Origin of the sequence: Paenibacillus sp. FSL R7-0204 (assembly GCF_038002225.1) — a bacterium.
GTDB lineage: Bacteria > Bacillota > Bacilli > Paenibacillales > Paenibacillaceae > Paenibacillus_AQ.
The window spans coordinates 6,231,129-6,255,183 of the sequence record NZ_JBBOCA010000001.1 but is presented as its reverse complement, the minus strand read 5'-3'; the positions used below and the strand labels follow the sequence as shown (position 1 = coordinate 6,255,183).

23 protein-coding genes and 1 tRNA gene are annotated in these 24,055 nt (G+C 52.8%); 15 read left to right on the top strand and 9 right to left on the bottom strand.

The window, feature by feature from the left end; translation table 11 throughout:
- Positions 1-4: 4 nt before the first annotated feature.
- Complete coding sequence (locus tag MKX42_RS27010) at positions 5-1,153, bottom strand: response regulator (protein ID WP_340756021.1); 1,149 nt, start codon at positions 1,151-1,153, stop codon at positions 5-7.
- A 210-nt stretch (positions 1,154-1,363) separates the two neighbouring features.
- Here MKX42_RS27010 and MKX42_RS27005 point away from each other — a divergent pair, with 210 nt between their 5' ends.
- The 4 genes from MKX42_RS27005 (at position 1,364) to MKX42_RS26990 (ending at position 4,043) form a co-directional block, all read left to right on the top strand.
- Positions 1,364-1,906 carry an RNA polymerase sigma factor gene (locus MKX42_RS27005; protein ID WP_340756019.1) on the top strand — a complete coding sequence of 181 codons (543 nt, stop codon included), beginning with the start codon at positions 1,364-1,366 and terminating at the stop codon, positions 1,904-1,906.
- Positions 1,903-2,373, top strand: coding sequence for a zf-HC2 domain-containing protein (locus tag MKX42_RS27000; RefSeq protein WP_340756017.1), 471 nt, complete (start codon positions 1,903-1,905; stop codon positions 2,371-2,373). Before MKX42_RS27005 ends, MKX42_RS27000 begins: the two co-directional genes overlap by 4 nt.
- 61 nt (positions 2,374-2,434) lie before the next feature.
- The gene (locus tag MKX42_RS26995) at positions 2,435-2,932 is read left to right on the top strand and encodes a hypothetical protein (protein WP_340756016.1); all 498 of its coding nucleotides are present in this window, start codon (positions 2,435-2,437) and stop codon (positions 2,930-2,932) included.
- Positions 2,933-2,951: 19 nt separating this feature from the next.
- Entirely contained in the window at positions 2,952-4,043 is a 1,092-nt protein-coding gene (locus tag MKX42_RS26990) for a LiaF transmembrane domain-containing protein (protein ID WP_340756014.1), read from the top strand.
- Between the two features lie 117 nt (positions 4,044-4,160).
- Here MKX42_RS26990 and MKX42_RS26985 read toward each other — a convergent pair whose 3' ends face one another.
- Complete coding sequence (locus MKX42_RS26985) at positions 4,161-5,141, bottom strand: aldo/keto reductase (RefSeq protein WP_340756011.1); 981 nt, start codon at positions 5,139-5,141, stop codon at positions 4,161-4,163.
- Positions 5,142-5,368: 227 nt separating this feature from the next.
- On the opposite strand from MKX42_RS26985, the gene leuB reads away from it, so the two are divergent.
- From leuB to MKX42_RS26960, 5 genes are all read left to right on the top strand, one after another.
- On the top strand, positions 5,369-6,451 hold the full coding sequence (gene leuB, locus MKX42_RS26980) for a 3-isopropylmalate dehydrogenase (RefSeq protein WP_340756009.1): 1,083 nt from the start codon (positions 5,369-5,371) through the stop codon (positions 6,449-6,451).
- A gap of 237 nt (positions 6,452-6,688) precedes the next feature.
- On the top strand, positions 6,689-7,228 hold the full coding sequence (locus MKX42_RS26975) for a peroxiredoxin (RefSeq protein WP_036727686.1): 540 nt from the start codon (positions 6,689-6,691) through the stop codon (positions 7,226-7,228).
- Positions 7,229-7,549: 321 nt separating this feature from the next.
- Positions 7,550-7,957: a hypothetical protein gene (locus MKX42_RS26970; RefSeq protein WP_036727687.1), complete on the top strand. Its 408-nt coding sequence runs from the start codon at positions 7,550-7,552 to the stop codon at positions 7,955-7,957.
- Positions 7,958-8,292: 335 nt separating this feature from the next.
- A complete protein-coding gene (locus MKX42_RS26965) occupies positions 8,293-9,396 on the top strand; it encodes an ATP-binding protein (RefSeq protein ID WP_340756007.1) in 1,104 nt (367 codons plus the stop codon).
- Positions 9,397-9,526: 130 nt separating this feature from the next.
- A complete protein-coding gene (locus tag MKX42_RS26960; RefSeq protein ID WP_340756006.1) occupies positions 9,527-11,050 on the top strand; it encodes a leucyl aminopeptidase in 1,524 nt (507 codons plus the stop codon).
- A gap of 106 nt (positions 11,051-11,156) precedes the next feature.
- Here MKX42_RS26960 and MKX42_RS26955 read toward each other — a convergent pair whose 3' ends face one another.
- From MKX42_RS26955 to MKX42_RS26940, 4 genes are all read right to left on the bottom strand, one after another.
- The gene (locus MKX42_RS26955; protein ID WP_339222935.1) at positions 11,157-11,288 is read right to left on the bottom strand and encodes a hypothetical protein; all 132 of its coding nucleotides are present in this window, start codon (positions 11,286-11,288) and stop codon (positions 11,157-11,159) included.
- A gap of 112 nt (positions 11,289-11,400) precedes the next feature.
- A complete protein-coding gene (locus MKX42_RS26950; RefSeq protein ID WP_340756005.1) occupies positions 11,401-11,592 on the bottom strand; it encodes a FeoB-associated Cys-rich membrane protein in 192 nt (63 codons plus the stop codon).
- Between the two features lie 36 nt (positions 11,593-11,628).
- The gene (gene feoB, locus MKX42_RS26945) at positions 11,629-13,641 is read right to left on the bottom strand and encodes a ferrous iron transport protein B (protein WP_340756003.1); all 2,013 of its coding nucleotides are present in this window, start codon (positions 13,639-13,641) and stop codon (positions 11,629-11,631) included.
- A complete protein-coding gene (locus MKX42_RS26940) occupies positions 13,638-13,880 on the bottom strand; it encodes a FeoA family protein (protein ID WP_036696155.1) in 243 nt (80 codons plus the stop codon). Before MKX42_RS26940 ends, feoB begins: the two co-directional genes overlap by 4 nt.
- 218 nt (positions 13,881-14,098) lie before the next feature.
- Here MKX42_RS26940 and MKX42_RS26935 point away from each other — a divergent pair, with 218 nt between their 5' ends.
- The 3 genes from MKX42_RS26935 (at position 14,099) to MKX42_RS26925 (ending at position 17,528) form a co-directional block, all read left to right on the top strand.
- Positions 14,099-15,058 (top strand): aldolase catalytic domain-containing protein, encoded by a 960-nt coding sequence (locus tag MKX42_RS26935; protein WP_179090501.1) that lies wholly within the window; start codon positions 14,099-14,101, stop codon positions 15,056-15,058.
- Positions 15,059-15,245: 187 nt separating this feature from the next.
- Positions 15,246-17,369, top strand: coding sequence for a putative bifunctional diguanylate cyclase/phosphodiesterase (locus MKX42_RS26930; protein ID WP_340756001.1), 2,124 nt, complete (start codon positions 15,246-15,248; stop codon positions 17,367-17,369).
- Between the two features lie 85 nt (positions 17,370-17,454).
- Positions 17,455-17,528, top strand: a tRNA-Gly gene (locus MKX42_RS26925).
- Positions 17,529-17,688: 160 nt separating this feature from the next.
- Here MKX42_RS26925 and MKX42_RS26920 read toward each other — a convergent pair.
- Positions 17,689-19,044 (bottom strand): dipeptidase, encoded by a 1,356-nt coding sequence (locus tag MKX42_RS26920; protein WP_340755999.1) that lies wholly within the window; start codon positions 19,042-19,044, stop codon positions 17,689-17,691.
- A gap of 320 nt (positions 19,045-19,364) precedes the next feature.
- Between MKX42_RS26920 and MKX42_RS26915 the strand changes: the two genes are divergently transcribed.
- From MKX42_RS26915 to MKX42_RS26905, 3 genes are all read left to right on the top strand, one after another.
- Entirely contained in the window at positions 19,365-20,321 is a 957-nt protein-coding gene (locus MKX42_RS26915; RefSeq protein ID WP_340757845.1) for a TRM11 family SAM-dependent methyltransferase, read from the top strand.
- Between the two features lie 50 nt (positions 20,322-20,371).
- Positions 20,372-20,989: an NUDIX hydrolase gene (locus MKX42_RS26910; RefSeq protein WP_340755997.1), complete on the top strand. Its 618-nt coding sequence runs from the start codon at positions 20,372-20,374 to the stop codon at positions 20,987-20,989.
- 202 nt (positions 20,990-21,191) lie between these two features.
- Positions 21,192-21,347 (top strand): hypothetical protein, encoded by a 156-nt coding sequence (locus MKX42_RS26905; RefSeq protein WP_156949647.1) that lies wholly within the window; start codon positions 21,192-21,194, stop codon positions 21,345-21,347.
- Between the two features lie 100 nt (positions 21,348-21,447).
- On the opposite strand, the gene MKX42_RS26900 is transcribed toward MKX42_RS26905, so the two are convergent.
- Together MKX42_RS26900 and abc-f are read right to left on the bottom strand one after the other, a co-directional pair.
- A complete protein-coding gene (locus MKX42_RS26900; RefSeq protein ID WP_340755995.1) occupies positions 21,448-21,924 on the bottom strand; it encodes an ASCH domain-containing protein in 477 nt (158 codons plus the stop codon).
- Positions 21,925-21,969: 45 nt separating this feature from the next.
- A complete protein-coding gene (abc-f, locus tag MKX42_RS26895; protein WP_340755993.1) occupies positions 21,970-23,982 on the bottom strand; it encodes a ribosomal protection-like ABC-F family protein in 2,013 nt (670 codons plus the stop codon).
- Positions 23,983-24,055: the final 73 nt, after the last annotated feature.

Genomic DNA, 24,055 nt, shown 5'->3' with positions numbered 1-24,055 from the left:
AGAATCACATACTTCTGAGGTTAAGATGCTTCCATTCCTCATACCAGCGCTTAATACTCGCAGGAGGCTTCACACCGAGCTCCCGCTTCAGTAATGCCGTCAGAGTATGATATTGCTCCTCTACCGCTGAACGCTCCCCAATGCTGTCGTAGACCTTCATCAGCCCGAGATGCCCCTGTTCAAAATAAGGCTGAAGCTGCACCACCCTCTGGTACACGGTTACCGCTTCCGGTATCCGGCCGCTGCTGACATAGAATTCGGCGATATTCATTGCGTGATGCAGCCAGATGGTCCGCAGACGCTGCCGTTCCCCTTCAGCCCAGAGGTAATCGTAATCGTTCAGATAGTCGCCCGAATAGAAATCGAACAACCGCTGGTGCTCCTCATAGTTGTCCTTATTGATGGCATCTTGAGTCAGAATGCCCTTCTCCCATTCGTAGCTGTCTATCAGCAGGCTGCCGGTCTCCAGGGTGTAGCCTTCTCCCCCGCTGGCATTGCTGATCTGCAGATCAATCTCTGCCTGCTTCAGGCATTGCCGAACCTGATAAATCGTTGTATAAAGATGAGTGGAGGCTTTCTTAAGATTGAAATCGGGCCACAGCAGATCGGTTAAGGTATCTTTGCTTACGAACCGGTTGCGGTTGTGAAATAAATAAGCAAATAATTCCTGTGCTTTGGTGGTGCGCCAGCGGATATTGGGCAGCGGCTGGCCGCTGCGTTCGAATCTTAAGGACTGGAAGCTGCGGATCATGACCGTCTGCGCAGGCTTGCGGGAATCCTCCTGTGCCCGGCTGACACGTTCCTCCAGCCGTTCAATGGTCTTCAACAGACGGCCCCGCTGTACAGGCTTAAGAACATAGTCAAGCGCATAAAGCTCGAACGCCTCGATGGCGTAGCTGTTATGGGCAGTCACAAATACGATGCTTGCCTGCGGGCACAGCTTTTGCATGGCCTCCGCAGCCTGGACGCCATTCATCTCAGGCATATCAATGTCGAGGAAAATCACATCAGGACGTAGCAGCGGCGCTGCATTGACCGCCTCGGAAGGATCAGTATAAGTAGCGATTACATTTATAGTTGTCAGTTCTTCCAGCATCATTTTCAGCTTCATAAGAGCAAGCCGTTCATCATCAACCAGCAAGGCCTGAATCATATCTATCCCACCACTTCATTAAGGAATGTTGTCTTGTCATTGGCTGTTTAAGGATAATTCGACAAGGATGATGGTTATCCTCCCTCTGAGCTTGCTTGAGGCTGATTTTTGAATAGAAATGCTGCTATTCTAAAATAATTTAGAAAACCATGCAGGGGAACCTTAAAGCCAGGCGTCTAACGTTATGTAGCTGAAGGAGGGAAGAAAGACTTGGAAGAGACGGAGTGGATCAATGCTGTGCTAAGCGGGGAGCATCAGACCTTCGGGAATCTGGTGACCCGTTATCAAGGCATGGTATATAGTGTATGCATCAAAATTACAGGAGAAGCCGAGTCTGCCAAGGATATGGCTCAGGAAGTCTTCATCAAAGCCTATAAAGCCCTTCCCACCTTCAGAGGACAGTCTTCCTTCTCCACCTGGCTGTACCGGATTGCTTACCGCACCTGTCTGGACTGGAAACGTGCCAATGACCGGGAATGGCGGCACCGGAGCGCAGCAGATTACACGGAGAATGACTGGGTGACTTCGCAGACACCTGAACAGGCAGTGCTTCGCAAGGAGGCTTCCCGTGAGCTGGGTGAGAACCTGGATAGTCTGGCGGAACCGTACCGGTCGGTTGTGCAGCTGTACTATTTTCAGCGACACTCGTATCAGGAGATAGCGCAGCAAAAAGGAATTTCGGTTAAAACGGTTGAATCGCAGCTCTATCGGGCCAGACAGATGATGCGCAAAAGCGGGGAGGAATGGCGATGAATTGTTCAACAGTAAAAGAGTGGATGCCGCATTATATAGATGGACAGTTGTCACCAGAGGCCCAGCAGGCCATCTATCTGCATACCCTGACCTGTCCCGGCTGCGCGGAATGGCTGGAGGAGGCGCGCGAGCTTGCGGCGATGTGGAGCGATATGGAAGCCGGGCTTGATCTTAACGGGCAGGAGCCCGTGTTGCCGCATGACTTCCCTGATTTGACCGGGGATGTTATGGCAAGGATCGGCCAGCTGGAGAACGGGCGCAGAGAACGGATCGTGAAATCCACCATGACCAGACGGCGCACGACCCGGGGAACCTCCTGGATGCATTACGGTGTGGCGGTTGGCCTGACGTTTATCCTGCTGCAGCTTGGCGTATTTGAGAATTTGGCCTATGGCATCACTGAAATCAACGGGCATATGTCCACATCGGTCAGCTCCTGGTTCGGCCCGCAAGGTAACCATAAATAAATCCATAGCGGCTTCGCCGGTTATCTAATTTATTTCAACAAAACTTTTGGGAGGGTAACATATGATTAAGAAAAGACGCTGGCTCACGTTTCTCCTGGCCATGGTTCCGGGACTGGGCCACATGTATCTGGGCTTTAAAAAAATGGGTCTGGAGTATATGATTGGAGCATCGCTCTGCATTATATTCATTCCGTCCATGCCCACAGTGTTTCCGTTCGCGCTTGCTGCGCTTTGGTTCTATCAATTATTCGATGCGCTGCAAAAGGCGGCTTGGATGAAGGTGTCGGCTGCCGAGCATGAGCGGATGATGTTCCATCCGGATAGCTTTGGAGCGCCTTGGTCGATGGGCATGTCTGCACCCCCGATGTATCCGCATGATGATGTGAATCCGGTATGGGTCGGTATAGGGTGTGTTATCGCGGGCATCCTGCTGCTGCTCATCACTGCATTTCCAGCTCTGTGGGAGATTCTGAACGATATGAACATCGGAGCGATTCTGCTGTCGCTTGCTTTGATCGGGTATGGATTCAGGATGCTGAAGAATAATTCAAAAGTATAGTGAAATGGGGAATTGAAAGATGGGGAGATGGAAGATCGGCAGCTTTACCGCCGCAATAGGGTGCATAATAGTAGGAGTTATTGTAGTCATGGCTCAGTATGGTGTAATCACGTACGATGTGCTGGGCTATATCTGGCCGGCCCTGCTTATCCTGTTCGGCCTGGAGATGCTGCTTAGGCTCTTCATTAAATCGGATGTCAAAAGCCGGGTAAGCGGCTGGGCCATTTTGCTGATCATTGTGCTCATCGCGGCAAGCGGGGCACAGACGGTGTTGGCCGGAGGATCGCTGAGCAGTATCTTCGGCAATACCAAGCTGGTGCCGGTGGACGGGAAGGTAGAAGTGCAGCAGGATATTAAGAACTTGCGGATTAATCTGCCCCAAGGCAAGGTTAAGCTTCAGGGTGTGGATGGGAACACGCTGGCGTATGAAGGGAAACTGGAGCTGCCGGGCAATACAGATAATGAAGCAGCAAGTGCTCTGGAGCGTAAATGGAAAGTGACAACCGAGGGCGACACGCTTGTGATGGCGCTTGAGGGAGATTCAGGCTGGCTCTCCAATATCCAGATCGGCTTCAACAACAATGCGCCATATCTGAATGTCAGCATTCCGCAGAATCTGGCCGCTCAGGTAGAGACCAGTGACGGTTCCATCGAAGCCGGTGGGCTGGCCGCAGGCATTAATGTGGATACGAGCAACGGGACGATGGATATCCATGATGTTTCCGGCGGTGTGAAGGCTCATAGCAGCAATGGCACGCTGACGGTAAAGAATGTACAGGGCGGAGCAGACCTGGTTAGCTCGAACGGTGCGATTACGCTGGGGAATATTGACGGCGCTGTGTCGGCCAGAAGCAGCAACGGCAAGATTACAGTCAATTCGTCAATCACGGGTGCATGGGAGCTGAAATCCAGCAACGGCAAGATTGTCTTGGGTCTTCCGGCGGTAACGGATGCCAAGATTACGGCAGATACCAGTAACGGATCGCTTAAAGGCAACGTGGACTGGGGCGGCGGCGATGAGGACCATGGAACGGCTGTACTTGGCAAAGGGACCCATGAGGTCACCTTGTCCACCAGCAATGGTTCTATAACAGTGGATACGGCGCAATAAAAGACATAGAAGCATAAAGAGCTGTTCACCGGATACGTTATGCCGGTGAACAGCTCTTTGTTGTAAGAGAAGAAATGATTTCGGGAGATTATGCGGGCTGCAGCCAGTTAGTCTTGATTACCATGCATAAGCCTTCGGAGCGGCACCGCCGGGTCCGGGGAAAATCTCATCCAGACGCTTCAGCACGGATTCGTCCAGAACGACCTCCAGGCTGCGCAGCGCGCTCTCGAATTGCTCCAGCGTACGCGGTCCAATGATCGGAGCTGTGACGGCAGAATTCGTCAGCAGCCAGGCCAGAGCGATATTATCCTGCGGCTCGCCCAGCTCCAGGCTTAGCTCCGCAAAGGCCTCTAGCTGCTTCTTGTGCTGCTCCACACGCTCCGCGTTGCCGCCACTGCGGCTGCCCTCAATCTTCTTCAGCGCATTGCGGCCAAGCAGCCCTCCGTCAAGCGGACTCCACGGAATAATGCCAAGGCCCAGATGCTGCGCCGCAGGCAGAACTTCAAGCTCCGGCAGACGGCAGGTCAGGCTGTATTTATGCTGCTCGGATACCAGTCCGAGGAACCCGTGGGCCTTAGCTTCCTGCTGGGCAACGGCAATATCCCAGCCGGCAAAGTTACTGGAGCCGGTGTAGCCGATCTTGCCTTGGCTGACCGCAAGCTCAAAGGCGCCCCACAGCTCGTCCCAGGACACGTTACGGTCGATATGGTGCATCTGGTAGAGTTCGATGTGATCGGTCTGCAGACGCTGCAGGGAGCCCTCCAGATGGCGTCGGATAATGTAGGAGGAGAGTCCGCCTTCATCATTGGGTCCATCCAGCTTGTCACTCATCGCCCCGTAGACCTTGGTCGCCAGGACAACCTTCTCACGGCGTCCGCCGCCCTGCTTGAACCAGCGGCCGATAATAGTCTCGGTCAGACCCGAGTTCTCACCCCAGCCATACACATTGGCGGTATCAAAAAACTGGACTCCCGCGTCCAGCGCCGCATCCATAATCCGGAAGGCTTCTTTCTCGTCGGTGATGGGACCGAAGTTCATCGTTCCCAGACAGAGGCGGCTTACCTTCATACCAGACTTGCCAAGCTTCGCGTATTGCATCTTAAGATCACTCCTCTTCCATATGATTAGAGATCCGATAATTTCACCTACCCATTAATTGTAATCACTTGGCGGGACAAGGGCAAATTCACGCTCCGTTTCACTTATAGGCTATATCTATGAACGTGATAGAATCTATATCTTTGTCCTTTGTCCTTCGTTATGATACAACAATATACAGAAGAACTATGTCTGCGACCAGCAGGACTACCTAAGGAGTGACAGGAATGAGCGAGGTCAAAAAAATCGCCGTAATTGCCGGGGACGGCATCGGACCTGAAGTTGTGGCAGAAGCGGAAAAGGTATTGAAAAGAACGGAAGAGCTGTTTGGGTATACATTTGAAACGGAGCACGCCCTGTTCGGCGGAATCGCCATTGATGAACGCGGAACTCCGCTGCCTGAGGATACGCTGGAAATCTGCCGCAGCGCCGATGCTGTATTGCTTGGAGCCGTAGGCGGACCGAAGTGGGATAACAATCCGAAGGAACTGCGTCCGGAGACCGGACTGCTGGGTATCCGCAAGGCGCTTGGCCTATTCTCCAATCTGCGCCCGGCGGTGGTCTTCGATTGTCTGAAGGATGCTTCGACGCTGAAGCCCGAGGTACTGGAAGGAACGGACCTGATGGTCGTACGTGAATTGACAGGCGGGATTTACTTCGGGGACAAGCTGCGCCGTCAAGGCGAGCATGGAGAAGAAGCGGTAGACACTTGTGTCTATAATGTCATGGAGGTTGAGCGGATTGTACGCCAGGCGTTCGAGATTGCCGGGAAGCGCCGGGGTAAGCTGGCGAGTGTAGACAAAGCCAATGTACTGGAGACCTCCCGTTTGTGGCGTGAAGTGGTGAACAGAGTGGCGCCGGAATATCCGCAGGTTGAGGTTGAGCACGTGCTGGTGGATAACTGTGCGATGCAGCTGCTGCGCCGTCCTGCGAGCTTCGATGTTATCGTGACCGAGAATATGTTCGGAGATATCCTGAGCGATGAAGCAGCGATGCTGACCGGCTCGATTGGCATGCTGGCCTCCGCTTCACTGGGAGAAGGCAGCTACGGCCTCTATGAGCCGGTTCACGGCTCGGCGCCTGACATTGCCGGACAAGGGCTGGCGAACCCGATCGCTACGATCCTGTCGCTTGCACTGATGTTCCGCATGACCTTCGGCTACGAGAATGCAGCCGCTGCCATTGAAGCCGCAGTTGCGGAGGTACTGGATGCCGGTCACCGGACGAGCGATATCGCAGTTGATAAGAGCAAGGCGATCAGCACCACAGAGATGGGTGACCTGATTGTAGCCGCTATCCGCAAAGCCTAGTTCTACCACATGTATCCCTTTTGACGCAGAATGAAGAAAAACTTCACAAAATGTTGCTTATTTATAATTATTATAAAAAAGTAATCAATGTAATATTGACTTTGATTTTGTACGATGATAACATTTGGTCTGTACCCGTAAGAATGTAACCATCCCATAAAATCAAGAAAAGCATATTGCATCCGGCAACGGTCCGGTAGCTGTTTTTCTTACATAATCAAAAGGAGGATTTAAGCAATGGCAGAACGTTTGGTAGGTAAACCCGCTCCTGACTTCTTCATGGAGACAGTAACAGGCGACGGTAAGGATTTCGGTAAGGTAAGCTTGTCCGACTATCGCGGCAAATGGCTTGTATTCTTCTTCTATCCGCTTGATTTCACCTTCGTATGTCCAACTGAAATCACAGCCTTGAGTGATGCTGCTGCGGATTTCGCAGAGCTTGATACAGAGATTCTAGGTGTGAGCATCGACTCCATCCATAGCCACAAGGCTTGGTTGTCTACTCCTAAGGATATGAACGGCCTTGGCCAGATCAATTTCCCACTGGCTTCTGACATCACGAAGAAGGTTGCCAGCGATTATGGCGTCCTAATTGAAGAAGAAGGCATTGCGCTGCGCGGACTGTTCATCATCGATCCTGAAGGTGAACTGAAGTATCAGGTTGTTAACCACAATGATGTAGGCCGCAGCGTTGAAGAGACATTGCGTGTGCTGCAGGCTCTCCAATCCGGCGGGCTGTGCGCTATGAACTGGAAACCAGGCGACAAGAACCTGTAAGCTTCCGGACCTCATGAGCCGCGATCTTTGATATACTAAGAGGACCTCCTTGCGGGAAGCATTATTCCCTTCAAGGAGGTTTTTTGCAAAAAGATAAGAATGTATATGCTTCGCACTATAATTATCCTTATCTTTCTCGCTGAAACGGTACCGTCCTTTAAAAGGACGGCAAAGCCGTTTCCACTTGAGATAAGGGCAGACGTTTGAAAATGGGCATAAAGGTTAATATATAGCTTGTAAGGGGAGGAATCTCTCCTGCTGCTTTGTAATATACTAATAGGAAATCAAATCAACGACAACACTCAAGGAGGGTGAACAAAAATGAGCTTTTGCTGTGGAGCGAGTATGGTTGGAACGAAGGGGACCCTAAAGCATTATCGCACGCAAGTCCATAATGTTCCCCTGCTTTTTTGTCCGGTATGCCACCGGGTAGAGGTACATTACAAAGTCGAGAATGAATATGAAATTCTGGCGGAATATGCCCATGGCGACGGCGTCACGGATGTGGATTTCCAGGATTATGTGATGGAGGAAGAGGAAGCGATCTTCGAGAACGTCATCAATATGGAGAGCGAGGACCCGCTCGCGATCATACGCAGCCAGATCGATATGTCGCTGGACCTGCTGGCAGTTGCCAAACAGATCGGTGACTCCAAATGGGAACGTGAGCTGAAGAAGCGTCTGGCTGTTATGAGCCAGCGGCGTCACCGTCTCCAGCAGAAGGCTTGAATATCTTTTTTAGATCCTGCCACCATCATGTTATAAATTAGTGAGCTCCCGCCACATGGCGGGGGCTCTTTTCAATGTATTTGCAGGAAACAAATCATTCCCCTCACACTTAAATGTGTCTTAAGAATCATTTTAAGAATATTTTTGTCATTCGACAGATTCTCTGATTGCGTTGTCTTCTTCTCTTGGATATGATTGGAATATAGTTGAAACGGTTGGATAATACAATACGATTTTCGAATGTTCTGGCGGCTTCGTCATATACTCAGATACATAGTAATTTGATGTCGCTTAAGCGTCTTCGTCAATTGCAGTAAAAGGGGGAACTTCGTATCGTGATAAGCCAATATCAGGAAAGCTTGCTATTATCGGCAAGAACGTTTCAAACTGGTCCGATGGATACCACATTTGAGGATGTGCTGGAGCACATCGACAGCGGGATTCTGCTTTTTGATGATGAGGGTGTGCTGACTTTCGTCAATAAGCAGATGTACGGCATTCTGGAGCTTAACCGTCACTCTCTTCTGGGCTGCACCTTGCATCATCTGTTATCCCATATTCAGCTCAGCCGCTTCAAGAAGAAGCAGGTGCTCCGTAGTTACCGTGAAATGGTGCTCAAAGGTAAGCCAAGCTATGAATTCGTGGATGAATATGGACGGTACTGGCGCGCAACCCTGTCCAGCGGAGAGGAGATGAAGGGCAGCTACCTGTTCACATTCAAAGAGATCTCCGATTACAAGCTGATTGAACAGACGGCCTACCAGAATGACAGCTTGGCCATGCTGGGCCGGTTATCGGCCTCCATTGCCCACGAGATCCGCAATCCCCTGACAGCTATCCGGGGGTTCATCCAATTGCTTCATCCCCATCTGCATCTGCTTGGCAAAGAAGAATATGCGAAGATTATATTAGCGGAGATTGACCGTGCCAATGACATTATTCATGAATTTCTGACTTCCTCCAAGCCTTCTGTGCCGCAGATCAGCATGATTCCTGTCTCTGCCCTGCTGAAGGAAGTGGTCCTGCTGACAGAGAGCGAGGCGCTGATGAAGGGCTGCCAGATCAACTTGCAGATGCTCCAGGAAGACCTGGTCATCTCAGGGGATATTAAGCAAATGAAGCAGGTTGTGCTGAATATGATCAGAAATGCGATGGAAGCGATCTCGGAGCGGGTGGATGATTCTGTAGGCCGGATTGAGGTAGGCGCACGTAAAGAAGGAACAGAGGTGCGCATCTTCATCTCTGACAACGGTAAGGGAATGGATATCTGCACGCTTGACAGACTGTTCAATCCGTTCTTCACCACGAAGGAGAATGGGACGGGACTCGGACTCTCCGTCAGTGACCGGATCATCAAGAATCATGGCGGCTGCATCTCGGTCAGCAGCCGGCTGAATGAAGGAACCCGGTTCGTCATTTCCCTTCCGCTTACTCATTAATGCTTATCTTAAGCCCGTTGTTCTCGGTGGAGTGCATACGGGTTATAATCAATATGTAAGGGCTGATTCCTGCAAAGCACCAACAAGTGCAGGAGATCAGCCTTATCTGCGTCTGCCGGAGGGATGAGGTTTGATTTTTGAATGGAGCAGTGATGCCAGTGTAGCAATGGCGCGAGGAGAGGCTGCATGTCTAATGATCTCAGAGGCACAGGTACAGGGAGAAGGACTTCCGGCGGACTGGGCCGCGCGAGTCCGCCTATTGTCCGCAGCGGGCCTGTTCAGCGGCAAGCTGGGGCAAGTGTATATCCTGCCCGTAATGGAGCAGCCTGTGGTCATTCTGGCCGGATGCGGAAAGGGCCAGATGGGTATGCACGAGCTTCGGCAACTGATGGCACAGACCGCCAAGGCGGCTTACAGGCTGAAGGCTGCTGCGCTCGTTGTGCAGATACCGGTGGCACTAGGCGGGCGGGCTGGGGCGCTGAAGGCAGAGAAGGCCGGCCAGGCCATCGCAGAAGGGCTAGTTCTGGGGTCGTATCACAGAAGGCAATATAAGTTGGAACAGGCAGCCTACCCGGGTATAGATACGGTACTTCTGCGTATGGAAGGCAAGAGCGAAGCAGCAGAAGAGGAAGCCTGGAGACAGGGGATCAAGCGGGGGCAGGCTTTCGGGGAGGCTGTTAACCTTGCCCGTGATTTGACCAACCGTCCGGGGAATCTGCTGACTCCGTCGGGTCTTGCGGTGGCCGCTATTGAAATCGCTGAACGGCACGGACTTCCGGCTGAAGTGCTGGATGAACGGGAGCTTGCGTTTAAGGGAATGGGCGGATTGCTTGCGGTCGGCAGCGGCAGTGTGAATCCTCCCCGGATGATTGTTATCCGCTATCAAGGAACGAATCAATGGGAGAACGCAGTGGGCATAGTCGGCAAAGGGGTTACCTTCGATACTGGAGGTATTTCTCTGAAGCGGGCACCGGGCATGGAGAGCATGCACAGCGATATGGCCGGGGCCGCAGCCGTCCTGGCGGTCATGGATGCGCTGGGGCATTTGCGTCCCAAGGTCAATGTGATCATGCTGATTCCTGCGGCTGAGAATATGCCGGCAGCGAATGCTTTTAAACCCGGCGATATCATTACTACCCTCAGTGGAAGAACAATTGAAATTATCAATACCGATGCGGAGGGCCGGATTATTCTGGGAGATGCGCTTACCTATGCCCGGGAGTGGGAGGTGCAGAGGATCATTGACGTAGCCACGCTGACAGGAGCTGTGGTATCGATTCTGGGAGATGTGGCTACAGGGGCAGTAACGAATGACCAAGCATTCCTGGAAGAGCTTCTGGCAGCTTCAAGGCTGTCGGGGGAGCAGATCTGGCCGTTGCCTGTCTATCCTGAATTCCGGGAGATGCTGACCAGCGAGGTTGCGGATCTCCGTAATGCTGCCGGGCGGTATGGAGCTGCAAGTACGGCGGGGCTGTTCATTGGAGAATTCGCCGAGGGGCTGCCATGGGTACATCTCGATATTGCAGGGACTGCCTTTCTGTCTGCGGAACGGGGAATGAATCCTAAGGGTGCCACGGGCGTAATGGTCCGCACCTTGCTGGAATATCTGCTGAGCGCTGCCGCTGAACCGGATCGCCGCTCCCCTGAAGGCTAAGCCGAATCGCCCCTGATAGACAAAGAGCCGCAGATTCTCAGTTCCCTGAGACCTGCGGCTCTTTGCTGCTTGGCATCCTGATTCCTATAACTGCGGGAATGGCAGCCTATTTACGGGCCTTCATCTGGGCAGTCAGGGATTGGACGCTATTCATAATCTTATCCCGCGTATTCTTATTCTTCAGCAAGTAGGCGGCTCCCAAGGCTACCGTTGTAAACAAAGTCTTCTTGGTGTTCATGGTGATTCCTCCTTGGCAATAGTCTGGTTGTTAAAAGCTTATAACTAACATACCCGCATGCCAAGGTTTCTAAACGAAAGAATATGAAGTCCGTATCCGCTAGAGCTGCATCCTAGCGCTTGCTGCCCAGTGTAGTACTGCCGCAGGACAAAGGTGAATCCATCGCTGCTGCAGGACAGGTCTTGCCTTTATCACAGCCGGCACAGGCTCCCTGCTTGCCCTTCTGTACATGACGGTAGATCATCCAGCCGGAATACCCGAATATTAGCGCCACAATCACAATATTAACGATCATTACTGTCATCGCTTCCTCTCTTAATAACTTGGACTTGCTGCGGGGCTACGACCATCCGAGCAAACGTCCTCCCTGATAGATCACCAGTGACACCGCATAGGCCAATACCAGAGAGTAACCCATGGAGAAGAATGTCCATTTCCAGGAGGCAGTCTCCTTCTTGATAACGCCGACAGTGGCCAGGCAAGGAATGTAGAGCAGGATAAAGGCCATGAAGCTGATCGAGCTAAGCGGTGTAAAGACTGAAGCAATCTGGCCTTCCAGTCCTGCTGCATCCGGGGCATGGTAGATGATGTTCATGGTGGAGACCACAACCTCTTTGGCGAGGAAGCCGGGCACCAGGGTAGAACCGGCCTGCCAGGTCCCGAAGCCGAGCGGCTGCAGCAGCGGGGCAATGAAGCCGCCGAATTTGGCCAGGAAGGAGTGATCCATGTCCACATTGAGGCCGCCAGGACCAGCGTAGGACATCAGCCAGATCAGGACAGAGCCGGCCAGGATGATAGTCCCTGCTTTGCGCAGGAAGCCCTTGCCCTTCTCCCAGGTGCTGCGGCTAAGTGTCTTGAGCTGCGGCATCCGGTAAGGAGGCAACTCGATAATGAAGATAGACGTCTCATTCTTGAACAGGTACTTGGAGAAGAACTTACATAGAATCAGGGCAAATACAACACCCATTACATACATAGCCAATACGGCAGTGGCCTGCTGCGCGGGGAAGAAGACCGCTGCGAACAGCAGATATACCGGAAGCCGGGCGGAACAGGACATTAGCGGCATAAGCAGCGTCGTCAAAAGCCGGTCTTTGGGCTGTTCAATGCTCCGGGCAGCCATAATCGCCGGTACGTTACAGCCGAAGCCGATAATGAACGGAATGAAGGCCTTGCCGTTCAGTCCCATCCGTTCCATCGTGCTGTCCATCAGCAGGCAGACACGGGCCATATACCCGGAATCCTCCAGGAAGGAGATCATCAGGAACAGGATGAATATCTGCGGGACAAATACGAGTACGCCGCCAACACCACCGATGAGACCATCAACGATCAGTGCGTGCGTGAATTCCGAAGCCCCGATCGTCTGCAGCAGCGAATTCGTCCAATCGCTGAGCGGACCGCCGATGAAGCCATCCAAGAGATCTGACAAAGGGCCTCCAATCCAGTCGAAGGTAGTTTTGAACATGGCATACATAAAGACGATGAACAGGGGAAGTCCCAGAAAACGGTGGGTAAGGATGGAATCCAGACGTTCAGTCAGATTATGCGGTTTTTGCAGGGTAGAGTCTATAGCGTCAGCGCATACCTTACGGATGTAGTCCATGCGGACGGAGCGAATCCATTGGGGAAGAGTGAGTGCAAGCTTCTCCTGCTGCAGCCGGGTCTGAGCGGCATCTGCGATCAGCAGCAATCCAGAAATATCCGTTCGTTTCTTCAGCAGCTCAAGGATAACCGGGTTCTGCTCCATCAGCTGCAGAGCAACCCAGCGGAGATTAGGCAGACCAGAGGTCTTCTGCAATTGTGCAACAATGGAGGCTATCGCTTCCTCAGCGATTTCGCCATAATTCAACTGGAAGGTAACAGGCGGGATGTGGGAGGGCTGTTCCAGCACGCTAAGCACCTGACTGGTTCCCTTGCCTGTCCGGGCAATCAGCGGCAGTACGGGGACACCGAGACGTTCCTTAAGGATGTCGGGATTCACCTGAATGCCGCGTGCTTTGGCGACATCGGTCATATTCAATCCGAGGATCGTCGGCTTGCCGTATTCCAGCAGTTGCAGCGTAAGCAGCAGGTTCCGTTCCAACTGCGAGGCATCGACAATATTGATAAGCGCTTCAGGGGTTTCTTCGATCAGATATTGTGCGGCTACGCCCTCATCGCGGGAGAGGGGGTGAAGAGAGTAGATTCCGGGCAGATCGATCAGCTTGCCGGCTCCGTTCTTGAGACTGCCGATCTTTTTCTCAACCGTAACGCCTGCCCAGTTCCCCACGTATTCGTAGGAAGAAGTCAGGGTATTGAACAGCGAGGTTTTCCCAGTGTTGGGATTCCCCACAAGTGCTATAGAGCTCATGATACCTTCACCTCTATCATAGATGCTTCCTTCCGCCGGATAGCAAATAACTGACCGTTGCATTCAAGCGTAATCGGACCCATGAAAGGCCCTTTACCCTTGAGACGGATCATTACACCCTCAGATACTCCCAGATCGGCCAGACGGCGGCGCAAGATAGGATTCATGCCTTCAATTCTTTGAATGGAGCCTGTAGTGCCTGGTTGCAAACGCAGCAAGGAGCAGGATGTTAGAGCCATTGTTATCCCTCCGAAAGAGACTGATAATCAATCTCAATGATTTCTTGTAATGTAGCATTTTACTTCCATTTTTTCTGTGATTAATGTCATTGTTTCTGTTCGCGAAAATCGATATGAAGATTGCTGAAATTTTCTTTACAATATCTTCTTCATTAAAGTATGATTGAACGATAATATAAGCATAGTACTTAAGAGATACCCCGAAGGGAGAACAGATTGTGAAGACTAATCATAGTAAAATTGTCGATTGTACCATCCGTGATGGGGGATTGGTGAATAACTGGGATTTCAGCATTGAATTTGTTCAGAAATTATATGCCGGACTGAATGAAGCCGGTGTTGATTATATGGAAATCGGATATAAGAACTCGCCGAAGCTGCTCAAAGGGGCAGAGGGTGCAGGCCCTTGGCGCTTTTTGAATGATGACTTCCTGCGCAAGGTTATTCCGCAAAAGGGGCATACGAAGCTGTCGGCTCTGGTCGATATCGGCCGTGTGGACGAGAATGATATTCTGCCACGCAGCGAGAGCATGCTCGATCTGATCCGTGTGGCTTGTTACAGCAAGGATGTGGACAAGGCTCTTCAACTGGTGCAGACATTCCATGACCTGGGCTATGAGACGACCATTAATATTATGGCCCTGTCCAATGTGATGGAGAATGAGCTGCTGGAAGCCTTCGAGCAGATCCGTGAGAGCGTAGTTGATGTAGTCTATATCGTGGATTCCTACGGCAGCCTGGATCATAATGACTTTCATTACCTGGTAGAGAAGTTCAAGACGCATCTGCCGGAGAAGCGGCTCGGTGTGCATACCCACAACAATCTTCAATTGGCCTTCTCCAATACGCTGATTGCAGCCGAGAAGGGGGTAGAGCTGCTGGATGCTTCCTGTTATGGGATGGGCCGCGCCGCAGGCAACTGTCCTACAGAGCTGCTGGTTACCCATCTGAAGAACACGAATTATACGCTCCGGCCTGTTCTGGATATCGTTGAGAACCTGATGATCCCTCTGCGGGAGAAGGAAGAGTGGGGCTATATCATTCCGTATATGATTACGGGAACGCTAGATGAGCATCCACGCTCGGCAATGGCGCTGCGATCTTCGGCCGATAAAGATAAGGCGGTTGACTTCTATGACACACTGACAACACCTGAGGTCAATTTCGGGGACAAATAACCGTCTGGAAGGAGAAAGCACTGGCCTCTATTTGTAGGCAGGTGCTTTTTTTCTGCCGGAGCTGCTTTCGTGCAATATTGTAGGTGATCAATGTAACTTTACGGAGCTGTCTAGCCGATATTTATACATAGGACATCATACACAACCATCTGACTTTATAGATATTATTTTTAGACGCGAGGGACTTATGAGACAAGAAGAGAGAAAGACGATTCATGCGGCTATTCTGGGGGCTGCGCTATTCCTTCTGATCCAGATTTTTCGTACACCGCTGGGCCAAATAGAGGACAAGGATTTACTGATGGCCTTTTACCTTATTTTGGGCTGCTGCACTGTCGCGTTCGGTTTTGCGATTTTCGCCCAGGGCTGGCTGCTGTTCGCTAATAGTTTATCCAAGGCCAGGCTGTACACCTCTGCATTGTTCCTGGGGGTGAGCATTTTTGACTTCCTGCATGTACTCGGGTTTGCAGGTATTCCCGGAATCACCCCTTATATCAGCCAGGGGCAGTCCTTATGGCTCCTGACGTTCTCCCGGCTGGCCAGCGCACTGGGGATTATGCTTATTTTCAGCAGAGAAGACCAGCTTGTAGGAACCGGCAGCAAGGGGAAGGTGTTCAGGAATGCTTTTGTGGTGATTCTGCTGTCTTTGGCTGTGTTTGGTCTCGGCAACCTGATTGTCTCCGGGCTGGCAGACGAACCATGGACAGAAACGGCAAGAGATCTGATGAACATGGCGATACTGTTCGTCTACTTGCTTGGTGCTGCGATTATCATCTATCCGGGCAAAAGCGAAAAGTCAGCCTCTCTGCTGATTATTATCCGTTCCCTTGTGTTCTTCTCACTGGCTCAGGTCTTCTTCATGAATCTGTTCAGTGTCGGAGAATTGGATTATCTCTTTGGGATGCTCAGCAGCGCAGCGGCGTATTATCTTCTGCTGACCGGAGTCTACAGATTGACGATTGAGGAGCCGTTCCAGGAGAACCAGCAGGCGGAAGCACGGATTAATTATCTGGCGTACCACGATGAGCTGACAGGTCTTCCGAACAGACGCCGTCTGATGCAGCGCATGGAAGAGGTGGTGCTCCAGAGTGAGCAGGACAAAAGCCGCGGCTTCTCGGGGCTAGTCATTATGAACATCAACCATTTCAAGAATATCAATGACTCTCTTGGTCATTATGCAGGAGATCTGCTGCTGCAGCTGGTTGCCCGGCGGATCGGGGACGAGGTTAGAGTCAATGAAGAACTCTTTAGTATGGGGGCGGACGAGTTTGCTTTTCTGATGACGGAGCGGACAGGGCTGGAGAATTGTCTGGTCCGGGCGGGTGAGCTGCTGCGCCTGTTCGAGACACCGGTAGGTCTGGAGTCGGGTGAATACCATATCTCGCTTAGTCTGGGGGTAAGCATCTATCCCGGGGACGGAGATACGGCTGAGCAGTTGATACAGAATGCAGACACAGCTGTGCACAATGCCAAGGAACAGGGGGTGGAGATCCGCCGCTATATTCCGGCTATGCAGATGAAGGCGAAGGAACGTCTCAAGCTGGAGAATGATCTGCGCCGGGCGCTGGAGCGGGGGGAGTTCTATCTGGTCTATCAGCCCCAGGTCCTGCTTGAGACAGAAGAGATTGTAGGCATGGAGGCGCTGCTGCGCTGGAACCATCCCAAACGCGGCTTGGTCTCTCCGGTAGATTTCATTCCTATCGCTGAAGAGAGCGGGCTAATTGTTCCCATTGGGGAGTGGGTGCTTAAGACGGCCTGTCTGCAGAATAAAATGTGGCAGGATGCCGGCTATCATCCGATTTGCGTGTCCATTAACCTCTCGATGCGCCAGTTCCTGCAGCCTAATCTGGCCGGAAAAATTGATGCCATCCTGAAGGATATCGGTCTGGATCCCTGCTACGTGGATTTGGAGATTACCGAGAGTATGACCTTGGACAAGGAGACCGCCTTCGATCAGCTCAACCGCCTCAAAAGACTTGGCGTATGCATCAGCATCGATGATTTCGGCACGGGCTACAGCTCGCTGCATTATCTGAAGAATATGCCGATTGACCGCTTGAAGATCGACCGTTCTTTCGTATCCGATGTTATGGAGGACAGCAACAATGCTGCGATTGTCTCTACGATTACCTCGATGGCCCACCATTTGAAGCTCAAGGTTACCGCCGAAGGAGTGGAGAACAAGGAGCAACTGCACTTTCTGCGCCAGCAGCATTGCCATGAGGCCCAGGGGTATCTGTTCAGCAAGCCGGTGAAGGCCGCTGAATTCGAGCAGTCCTTCCTCAGGCCTTTGCTGGAAATGCCGTCGTAACCTCCGGACCTCCGGTATCTGAATTTAATAGGGTTGCAATTTATTCGTAGTGATGCTACAATGTTTCTTGTACTCAATTCGAGTTGCGGGTGTAGTTCAATGGTAGAACTTCAGCCTTCCAAGCTGATAGCGTGGGTTCGATTCCCATCACCCGCTCCATATTTAACTTCCGAAATCCTTGTCCGCAAGGGTTTTTTTGTTGTGAAAATGAGGGCGTGTGGACCCAATATAGACGAAAATAAAACAAAAAGCAGCCAGGCTCCCGATCCTTCGGGGGCCTGGCTTTATGAAATGACAGGTAAGCCGTCTGCCTTGGACGTTAGACGGTCTTCAGGAACTCAACAAGGGTCAACAGGCCTTTGTCGAAGTTCTCCAGGTTGAAATGCTCGTCCGGCGCGTGCAGGTTCTCGTCATCGAGTCCGAAGCCCATCAGGACGACCGGCGCCTTCAGGATGCGGGAGAAGCTCTCCATGATCGGGATGGAGCCGCCGTCTTTGGTGAAGAGGGCGCGGGTGCCGTAGACCTTGCCGTAAGCATCGGCAGCGGTCTGGAGGATCGGGTGCGACGGGTCGATGTTGAAGGCGCGTGCCTTCTCCATCTGCTTCACCTGAACCTTGGCACCCTTTTGAATATTAGCTTTCAAATGAGCTTCAACGGCATCCAGGATGTGCTGCGGGTCCTGGTCGCCGACCAGGCGGCAGGTAATCTTGGCATGGGCTTCCTTCGGGATTACAGTCTTGCTGCCTTCGCCTTGGAAGCCTCCGTATACACCGTTCAGCTCCAGTGTTGGACGCGCGCCGACCCGTTCTACGAAGGTGTAACCTTCTTCACCGTACAATTGCTCCAGGCCGAGGGCGGTCCGGATTTTGTCTTCATCCACGCCTTGCTTGGCGAATTCTTCGCGCAGCAGCGGGGACAGGGCAGGCACGCCTTCATAGAAGCCTTCTACAGATACGCGGCCCTTGTCATCGTGAAGGGTGCTCAGCAGCGACACCAGCGCATGCAGCGCATTGGGAACGCCGCCGCCGTAGGAGCCGGAGTGCAAATCAGTCAAGGCGGTGTTCACTGTGACCTCCATGGAGCAGAGACCACGCAGTCCGGTACAGATGGCAGGGCGTCCGCGTTCCAGCAGGGAAGTATCCGAGACGAGGACGGCATCTGCTGCAAGCTTGTCCTGATTGGCTTCCAGGAATGGCGGCAGGTTGACGCTGCCAATCTCTTCTTCCCCTTCGATGCAGAGCTTGATGTTGACCGGCAGAGTACCCTCTTGCTTGAGAATAGCCTCGATGGCTTTGATATGCATGAATACCTGGCCTTTGTCGTCTGTAGCGCCGCGCGCATAGAGCTTGCCGTCACGGATCTCCGGTTCAAACGGAGGCGTAGTCCACAGGTTCAGCGGATCAACCGGCTGTACATCATAATGGCCGTAGACCAGAATGGTCGGCTTGCCGGGGGCGTGAAGGTAATCTGCATAGACCACCGGATGACCGGCTGTAGGGTGCAGCTCGATATTCTCAAGGCCTGCACGCTTCAGGGTCTCTACCAGCCAGCCGGCTGCGGTATGGATATCTTCTTTGTGGCTGGACAGGGCTGAAATGCTGGGGATGGCCAGCCATTGCTTGAGCTCGCCAAGCTGTGCTTCACGCTCAGCCTGAAAGTAAGTTTTGTATGACATTGTAGGTATGTACCTCCTTGGAATTCGCTGCTTAATACCACAGCTACCCTTATTATGCGGCTTATGCGGCGAAAGGCATAACGGAGGGTCTCTGCGGCTCAGGTTCGGCAGTGTAATGCATTCATTATACTGGAGATATCCCGATGGATCAAAAAAGGATTGTCCTACCCCTTCAACAGAGGGTGACCGGAGCTGCGCAGCTTAGCAAACAGTTCCTTGCAGGCTGTTGATAACTGGCAGTAACCGTGATAGACTTAATTAGTTTAAGCAAAGGAACCGCCGGGCGCGGCGGAAGCGACAGGAGCGAAATTGTAGTGTCAATGAATATACCTGCAAGTGTTGAACCGATATATATTTATACGTATGCCCATTCGCCGGATGAGACCTCTTTGTGCGGGATGGAGCTGCGCTGCCTGTTCGGCAGGGAGATTCCTCCGGCTATATTTGCAAGCGGGGTGGAGGTGGATGTCAGCCGCAGTCCTTTTATCAAAGAGCGGATAGATGTGATGTACGAAGGGGACACGCTCCCGGAGATTTACAAGCAGACGGAGCAGGTAGAGGTTGCGGGGCGGAGCTTCAAGGTTATTTTTGTGAAGACTAATGATCTGGCTCCTGAACATAAAATCGAATATGGTGAGCGCAGAGTGATTGAGCGGGAAATCGGCCTGCGGATTGAGGGAGAGGCGGATGTGAACCATCCGGAGCTGGTGTACGGGATTGTTACGCTCGGCGGACGCTGGTACTTCGGCCCTTATCATAAGAACAATGCAACCTGGTTCCGGCAGATGAAAAAGCCCCGCAGCTACTCGATAGCGCTCAGCACACGGGTAGCCCGGGCAGCGGTCAATATGGCGGTTCCGCGCATACACGGTGTGAAGCTGATCGACCCCTGCTGCGGAATTGGCACAGTAATGGTGGAAGCTCTGTCGATGGGAATCGATGTCGTCGGCCGTGATATTAACCCGCTCATAGCGGCAGGTGCGCGGACGAACATTACTCACTTCGGCTTCGAGAGCGTTGTTACGCTCGGAGATATCGCAGACATCCAGGAGCATTACGATGCGGCCATCGTGGATATGCCTTATAATCTGTATTCACGGATTACCCCCGAAGAGCAGCTTGGGATTCTGAGCCATACGCGGCGGATTGCGGACAGAGTGGTCATTGTGGCGATTGAGGCGGTGGATGAGATGATTGCTGCGGCCGGTTTTACGATTGTAGACCGTTGTGTGGCGCGCAAAGGTGCGTTCTCCCGTCACCTGATGCTGTGCGAGTAGAGCGGCTGGAAGAAACAGCGTAACTAAATCCGAGTGAAGGCGGTGTGCTTGTGGAACCGAAATGGTTAACCTGGGCCAAAGAAATTCAAGGGATTGCCCAGACAGGGCTGGCGTATGCCAAGGATGTATATGATATTGAGCGTTATCAGGCGCTGCGCGAGCTGAGTGTGGATATTCTGGCGAACTATACGTATGAGAGCAAGGAACGTATCAGGCTCTCTTTCGCGGGCGAAGGCGGGTATAGCACACCTAAGGTGGATATTCGGGGAGTACTTTTTCAGGATAATAAAATTCTGCTCGTACACGAGAAGCTCGACGGAAAATGGGCACTGCCCGGAGGGTGGGCGGATATCGGCCTGTCACCAAGCGAGGTAGTAGTGAAGGAAATTGCCGAGGAATCCGGTTACCAGGCGGAAGCGGTCCGTCTGCTTGCTGTACTGGATAAGAAGTTCCACCAGCATCCGCCGGAGCCATACCATACCTATAAAATGTTTATCCTGTGCAGAATTACAGGCGGGGAAGCGGCGGGTGGTGTGGAGACGAGCGGTGCGGGATTTTTTGCCGAGGATGCATTGCCCGAATTGTCTGAGGAACGCAACACGGCCGAGCAGCTGCACACCCTATTCCAATATTTACACAATCCCGAAAAAGAAGTAATATTGGACTAAAGAACTGCATATATTAGGTAACCAAGAGTGTATATAAGTTTTATGAATACATTTTTTGGTTAATATTATTTATGTAAGCCTTTACAATGATAGTCCGCTGAGCCTTTATATCTAAAAAATTTATCGAAAACATCTCTTTTTGGGCCTGGCGGTCTACATTTTTTCCTCTGCTTTGACGATAAGAATTTTAGGAGGGGATCGCATGGAACAAGAAGAGCTAAGACTTCCGCTTGCGCAGGAGGGGATGACCCGGCCTACAGAGGGCAATATCGCCACGGGCCTGGTATGGGGTGTCCTGATCAGTATTCCCTTATGGATCTCGTTGATCGGCTGGATGATGGGCATCTGGAAATTCTAAGACCCGTCCGCAGCAATTGCTAAGTCTCACTACTACTAACTGCACATATACAATGAAGGCTGCCTCTTCGAAGTGAAGAAGCAGCCTTTTTATGCTGAAATTACAAGTCGTTGTTGATATGCACGAGCTGGAAGGTCTCGCAGACCACCCGCATATCCGGGTCGAATGATGGCTTGCCCTCACGCCCCAGCTCCCTGGTGAAGAACACCTCATGCTCGTAGCGCCAGGATTCAAGGCTGCGGTCATCCTCCCCTTCGGAGTAGGCGAATTCAGCGGTTACCTCAGCGAATGGAACGACCTCCACCTTCGTTGTTTCGATGATCGCACGCGGCTGCCCATTACTGTCAAGCAGGACGGATAACCCGCCTGTAAAAGGCATGGTCAGCCCTTGAGCTTCAACCAGCTCATAATTCTGCGCGGTTCCTGTCTTGATTCCGCTCAGAACCAGATCCAGCAGCTCATCTGCCAGCCGGGGATTGTCGCCGAACGCCCAGGCGCTGTCGAATTTGTCTGCCGCTTCCGGATGCTTCGCCAGATAACTCTCCCAATATTTCGCAATTTCCGGGGTTAATGTCATTACGGTCACCTCTACCTTAGATTTAGTATTTAGTCTGTCTACAATTCACATCTCCGCTTCGCTTAACCAGCCGCTATACAGGTCATCGAGCTTCTGCTGCGCAGCATCTCTCATTCCTTGCAGCTCGGCCAGCTTCGCTGCATTGCTCGACAGCTGCGGGTCCAGCATCTCGGCATCGATAAGAGCAAGCTGCGCTTCCGCTGCGGCAATATCCTGCTCCCACGAAGCTGCCGGACGCGGCTTGCGGTCCGGACTGGCAGGACTGGAGGGTGATCCCCCTGTATTCTTGCGGCGGGAGGAAGCGGATTCCGTACCCGAACCTGCTGAGGCAGAGGCAGAAGGGGAGCGGTCTACCTGCCCGCTTAAGGAGCGGGGCTTGCCGGTTCCGCCTCCGAAAGGCTGCGTGACCTCCTGCCGCTGGGCGGCTTCGGCCTGCTTTTCCTTATAGTATTCGTAGTTGCCCGGGAAGGAGGAGAAGTGTCCGCCGTCAATATGCCAGAGCTTGCCGAAGCAGCGGTTGATGAAATAACGGTCATGGGATACCGCCAGCACGGTGCCGGGGAACTCCTCCAGCGCTTCCTCCAGCGCCTCGCGTGAATCGATATCCAGATGGTTGGTCGGCTCATCCAGAATCAGCAGATTCGGCTTCTTGTGCATCAGGATCGCGAAGCGCAGCCGGGTCCATTCTCCTCCAGAGAGGTTAGTGATGCTCTTGAAGACATCGCTGCCATAGAAAAGGAAGCGGGCCAGCTGGCTGCGGGCTTCGCCTTCTTCAAGTCCGGCCTCCTCGCGGAAATACCGCAGCACGGAGTGGCCGCCCTCTTCCGGCACAGCTTCCTGGGCCAGATAACCGACGACAGCTCGGGAAGCAAGCGTACAGCTCCCGCTATCCGGTGTCTCCTGGCTGAGGATGATCTTCAGCAGGGTGCTTTTGCCTGCTCCGTTGCCGCCGATCAGTGCGGTGGTCTCACCGTATCTCAGAATATCGCTGGCGGCCGAGAAAAGCCTGCGCTCCCCGTAAGACTTGCTGATCCGGTCCAGGATGACGACTTGGTTGCCGGTCCGGTCCTCCTGCTGGAGCTGAAGATCCATGGACTTGCGCTCCAGGATCGGGCGTTTGACCTTGACCATCCGGTCCAGCGCCTTCTGCATGGACGCCGCACGGCGGTGGAAGGAAGGGTTCGGCGGATTGGAGCGGTTGCCCCATTCAATCAGCCTTTTGATACTCTCCTGCATCTGTTTGATCTTCTTCTGCTGCTCCTGGTAGTCAGCGAATTGCTGAAGGAGCCGGGCTTCCTTCTCCACCTGATAACCGCTGTAGTTCGTATGGAAGGTGAAGGCCTCCCCGTCTTCAATCTCGATGACCTTCTTCACCACGGCATCCAGGAAGTAACGGTCATGGGAGATCGCCAGCACCGTGCCGTCATAGCTCTGGAGGAACTGCTCCAGCCACTCGATAGCCTCCATGTCCAGATGGTTGGTCGGCTCATCGAGCAGCAGGATGTCGGGACGGCGCAGCAGCAGCTCGGCCAGCCCTACCTTGGTCTTCTCTCCGCCGGAGAGGGAAGAGAAGCGGCGGTCGTACTGCTCCGCTCCAATCCCCAGCCCTGAGGCTACACGCTGGATCGAGGCTTCCAGCTCATAGCCGCCTGCGGCCTCGAACTTCTCCTGCAGGGTGCCGTATTCCTTAAGCAGCCGGTTCCAGGCCTGCCCGTCTTCGCCCGCGCCTGCGGAAGACATCTCCAGCTCCAGCTCCCGCAGGCGGCGCTGCCAGCCGAGCTGCTCCGCAAAGCTGCGCTGAAGGACGGCATAGACCGTGTCGCTCTCGTTCACCTCCTGAATCTGGGCAAGCAGGCCGATGACGCTGCCCCGGCGGATGGAGAGCTGCCCTTGATCCGGGCGTTCCTCCCCGCTCAGCAGGTGGAAGAGGGTGGTTTTGCCGCAGCCGTTGCGGCCGATCAGACCGATTTTTTCGCCTTGGCGGATATCGAAGGTGACATCGCTCAGGACGAGCTGGGCACCGTGGTATTTTTGGATATTTTGACATGAGATTATCATCGTTATTCTTCTCCTTTAATTAGGAATGCACTCTCCTTCGCCGTCCTTTGGCTTCTGCGGATTCCGGTCAAAA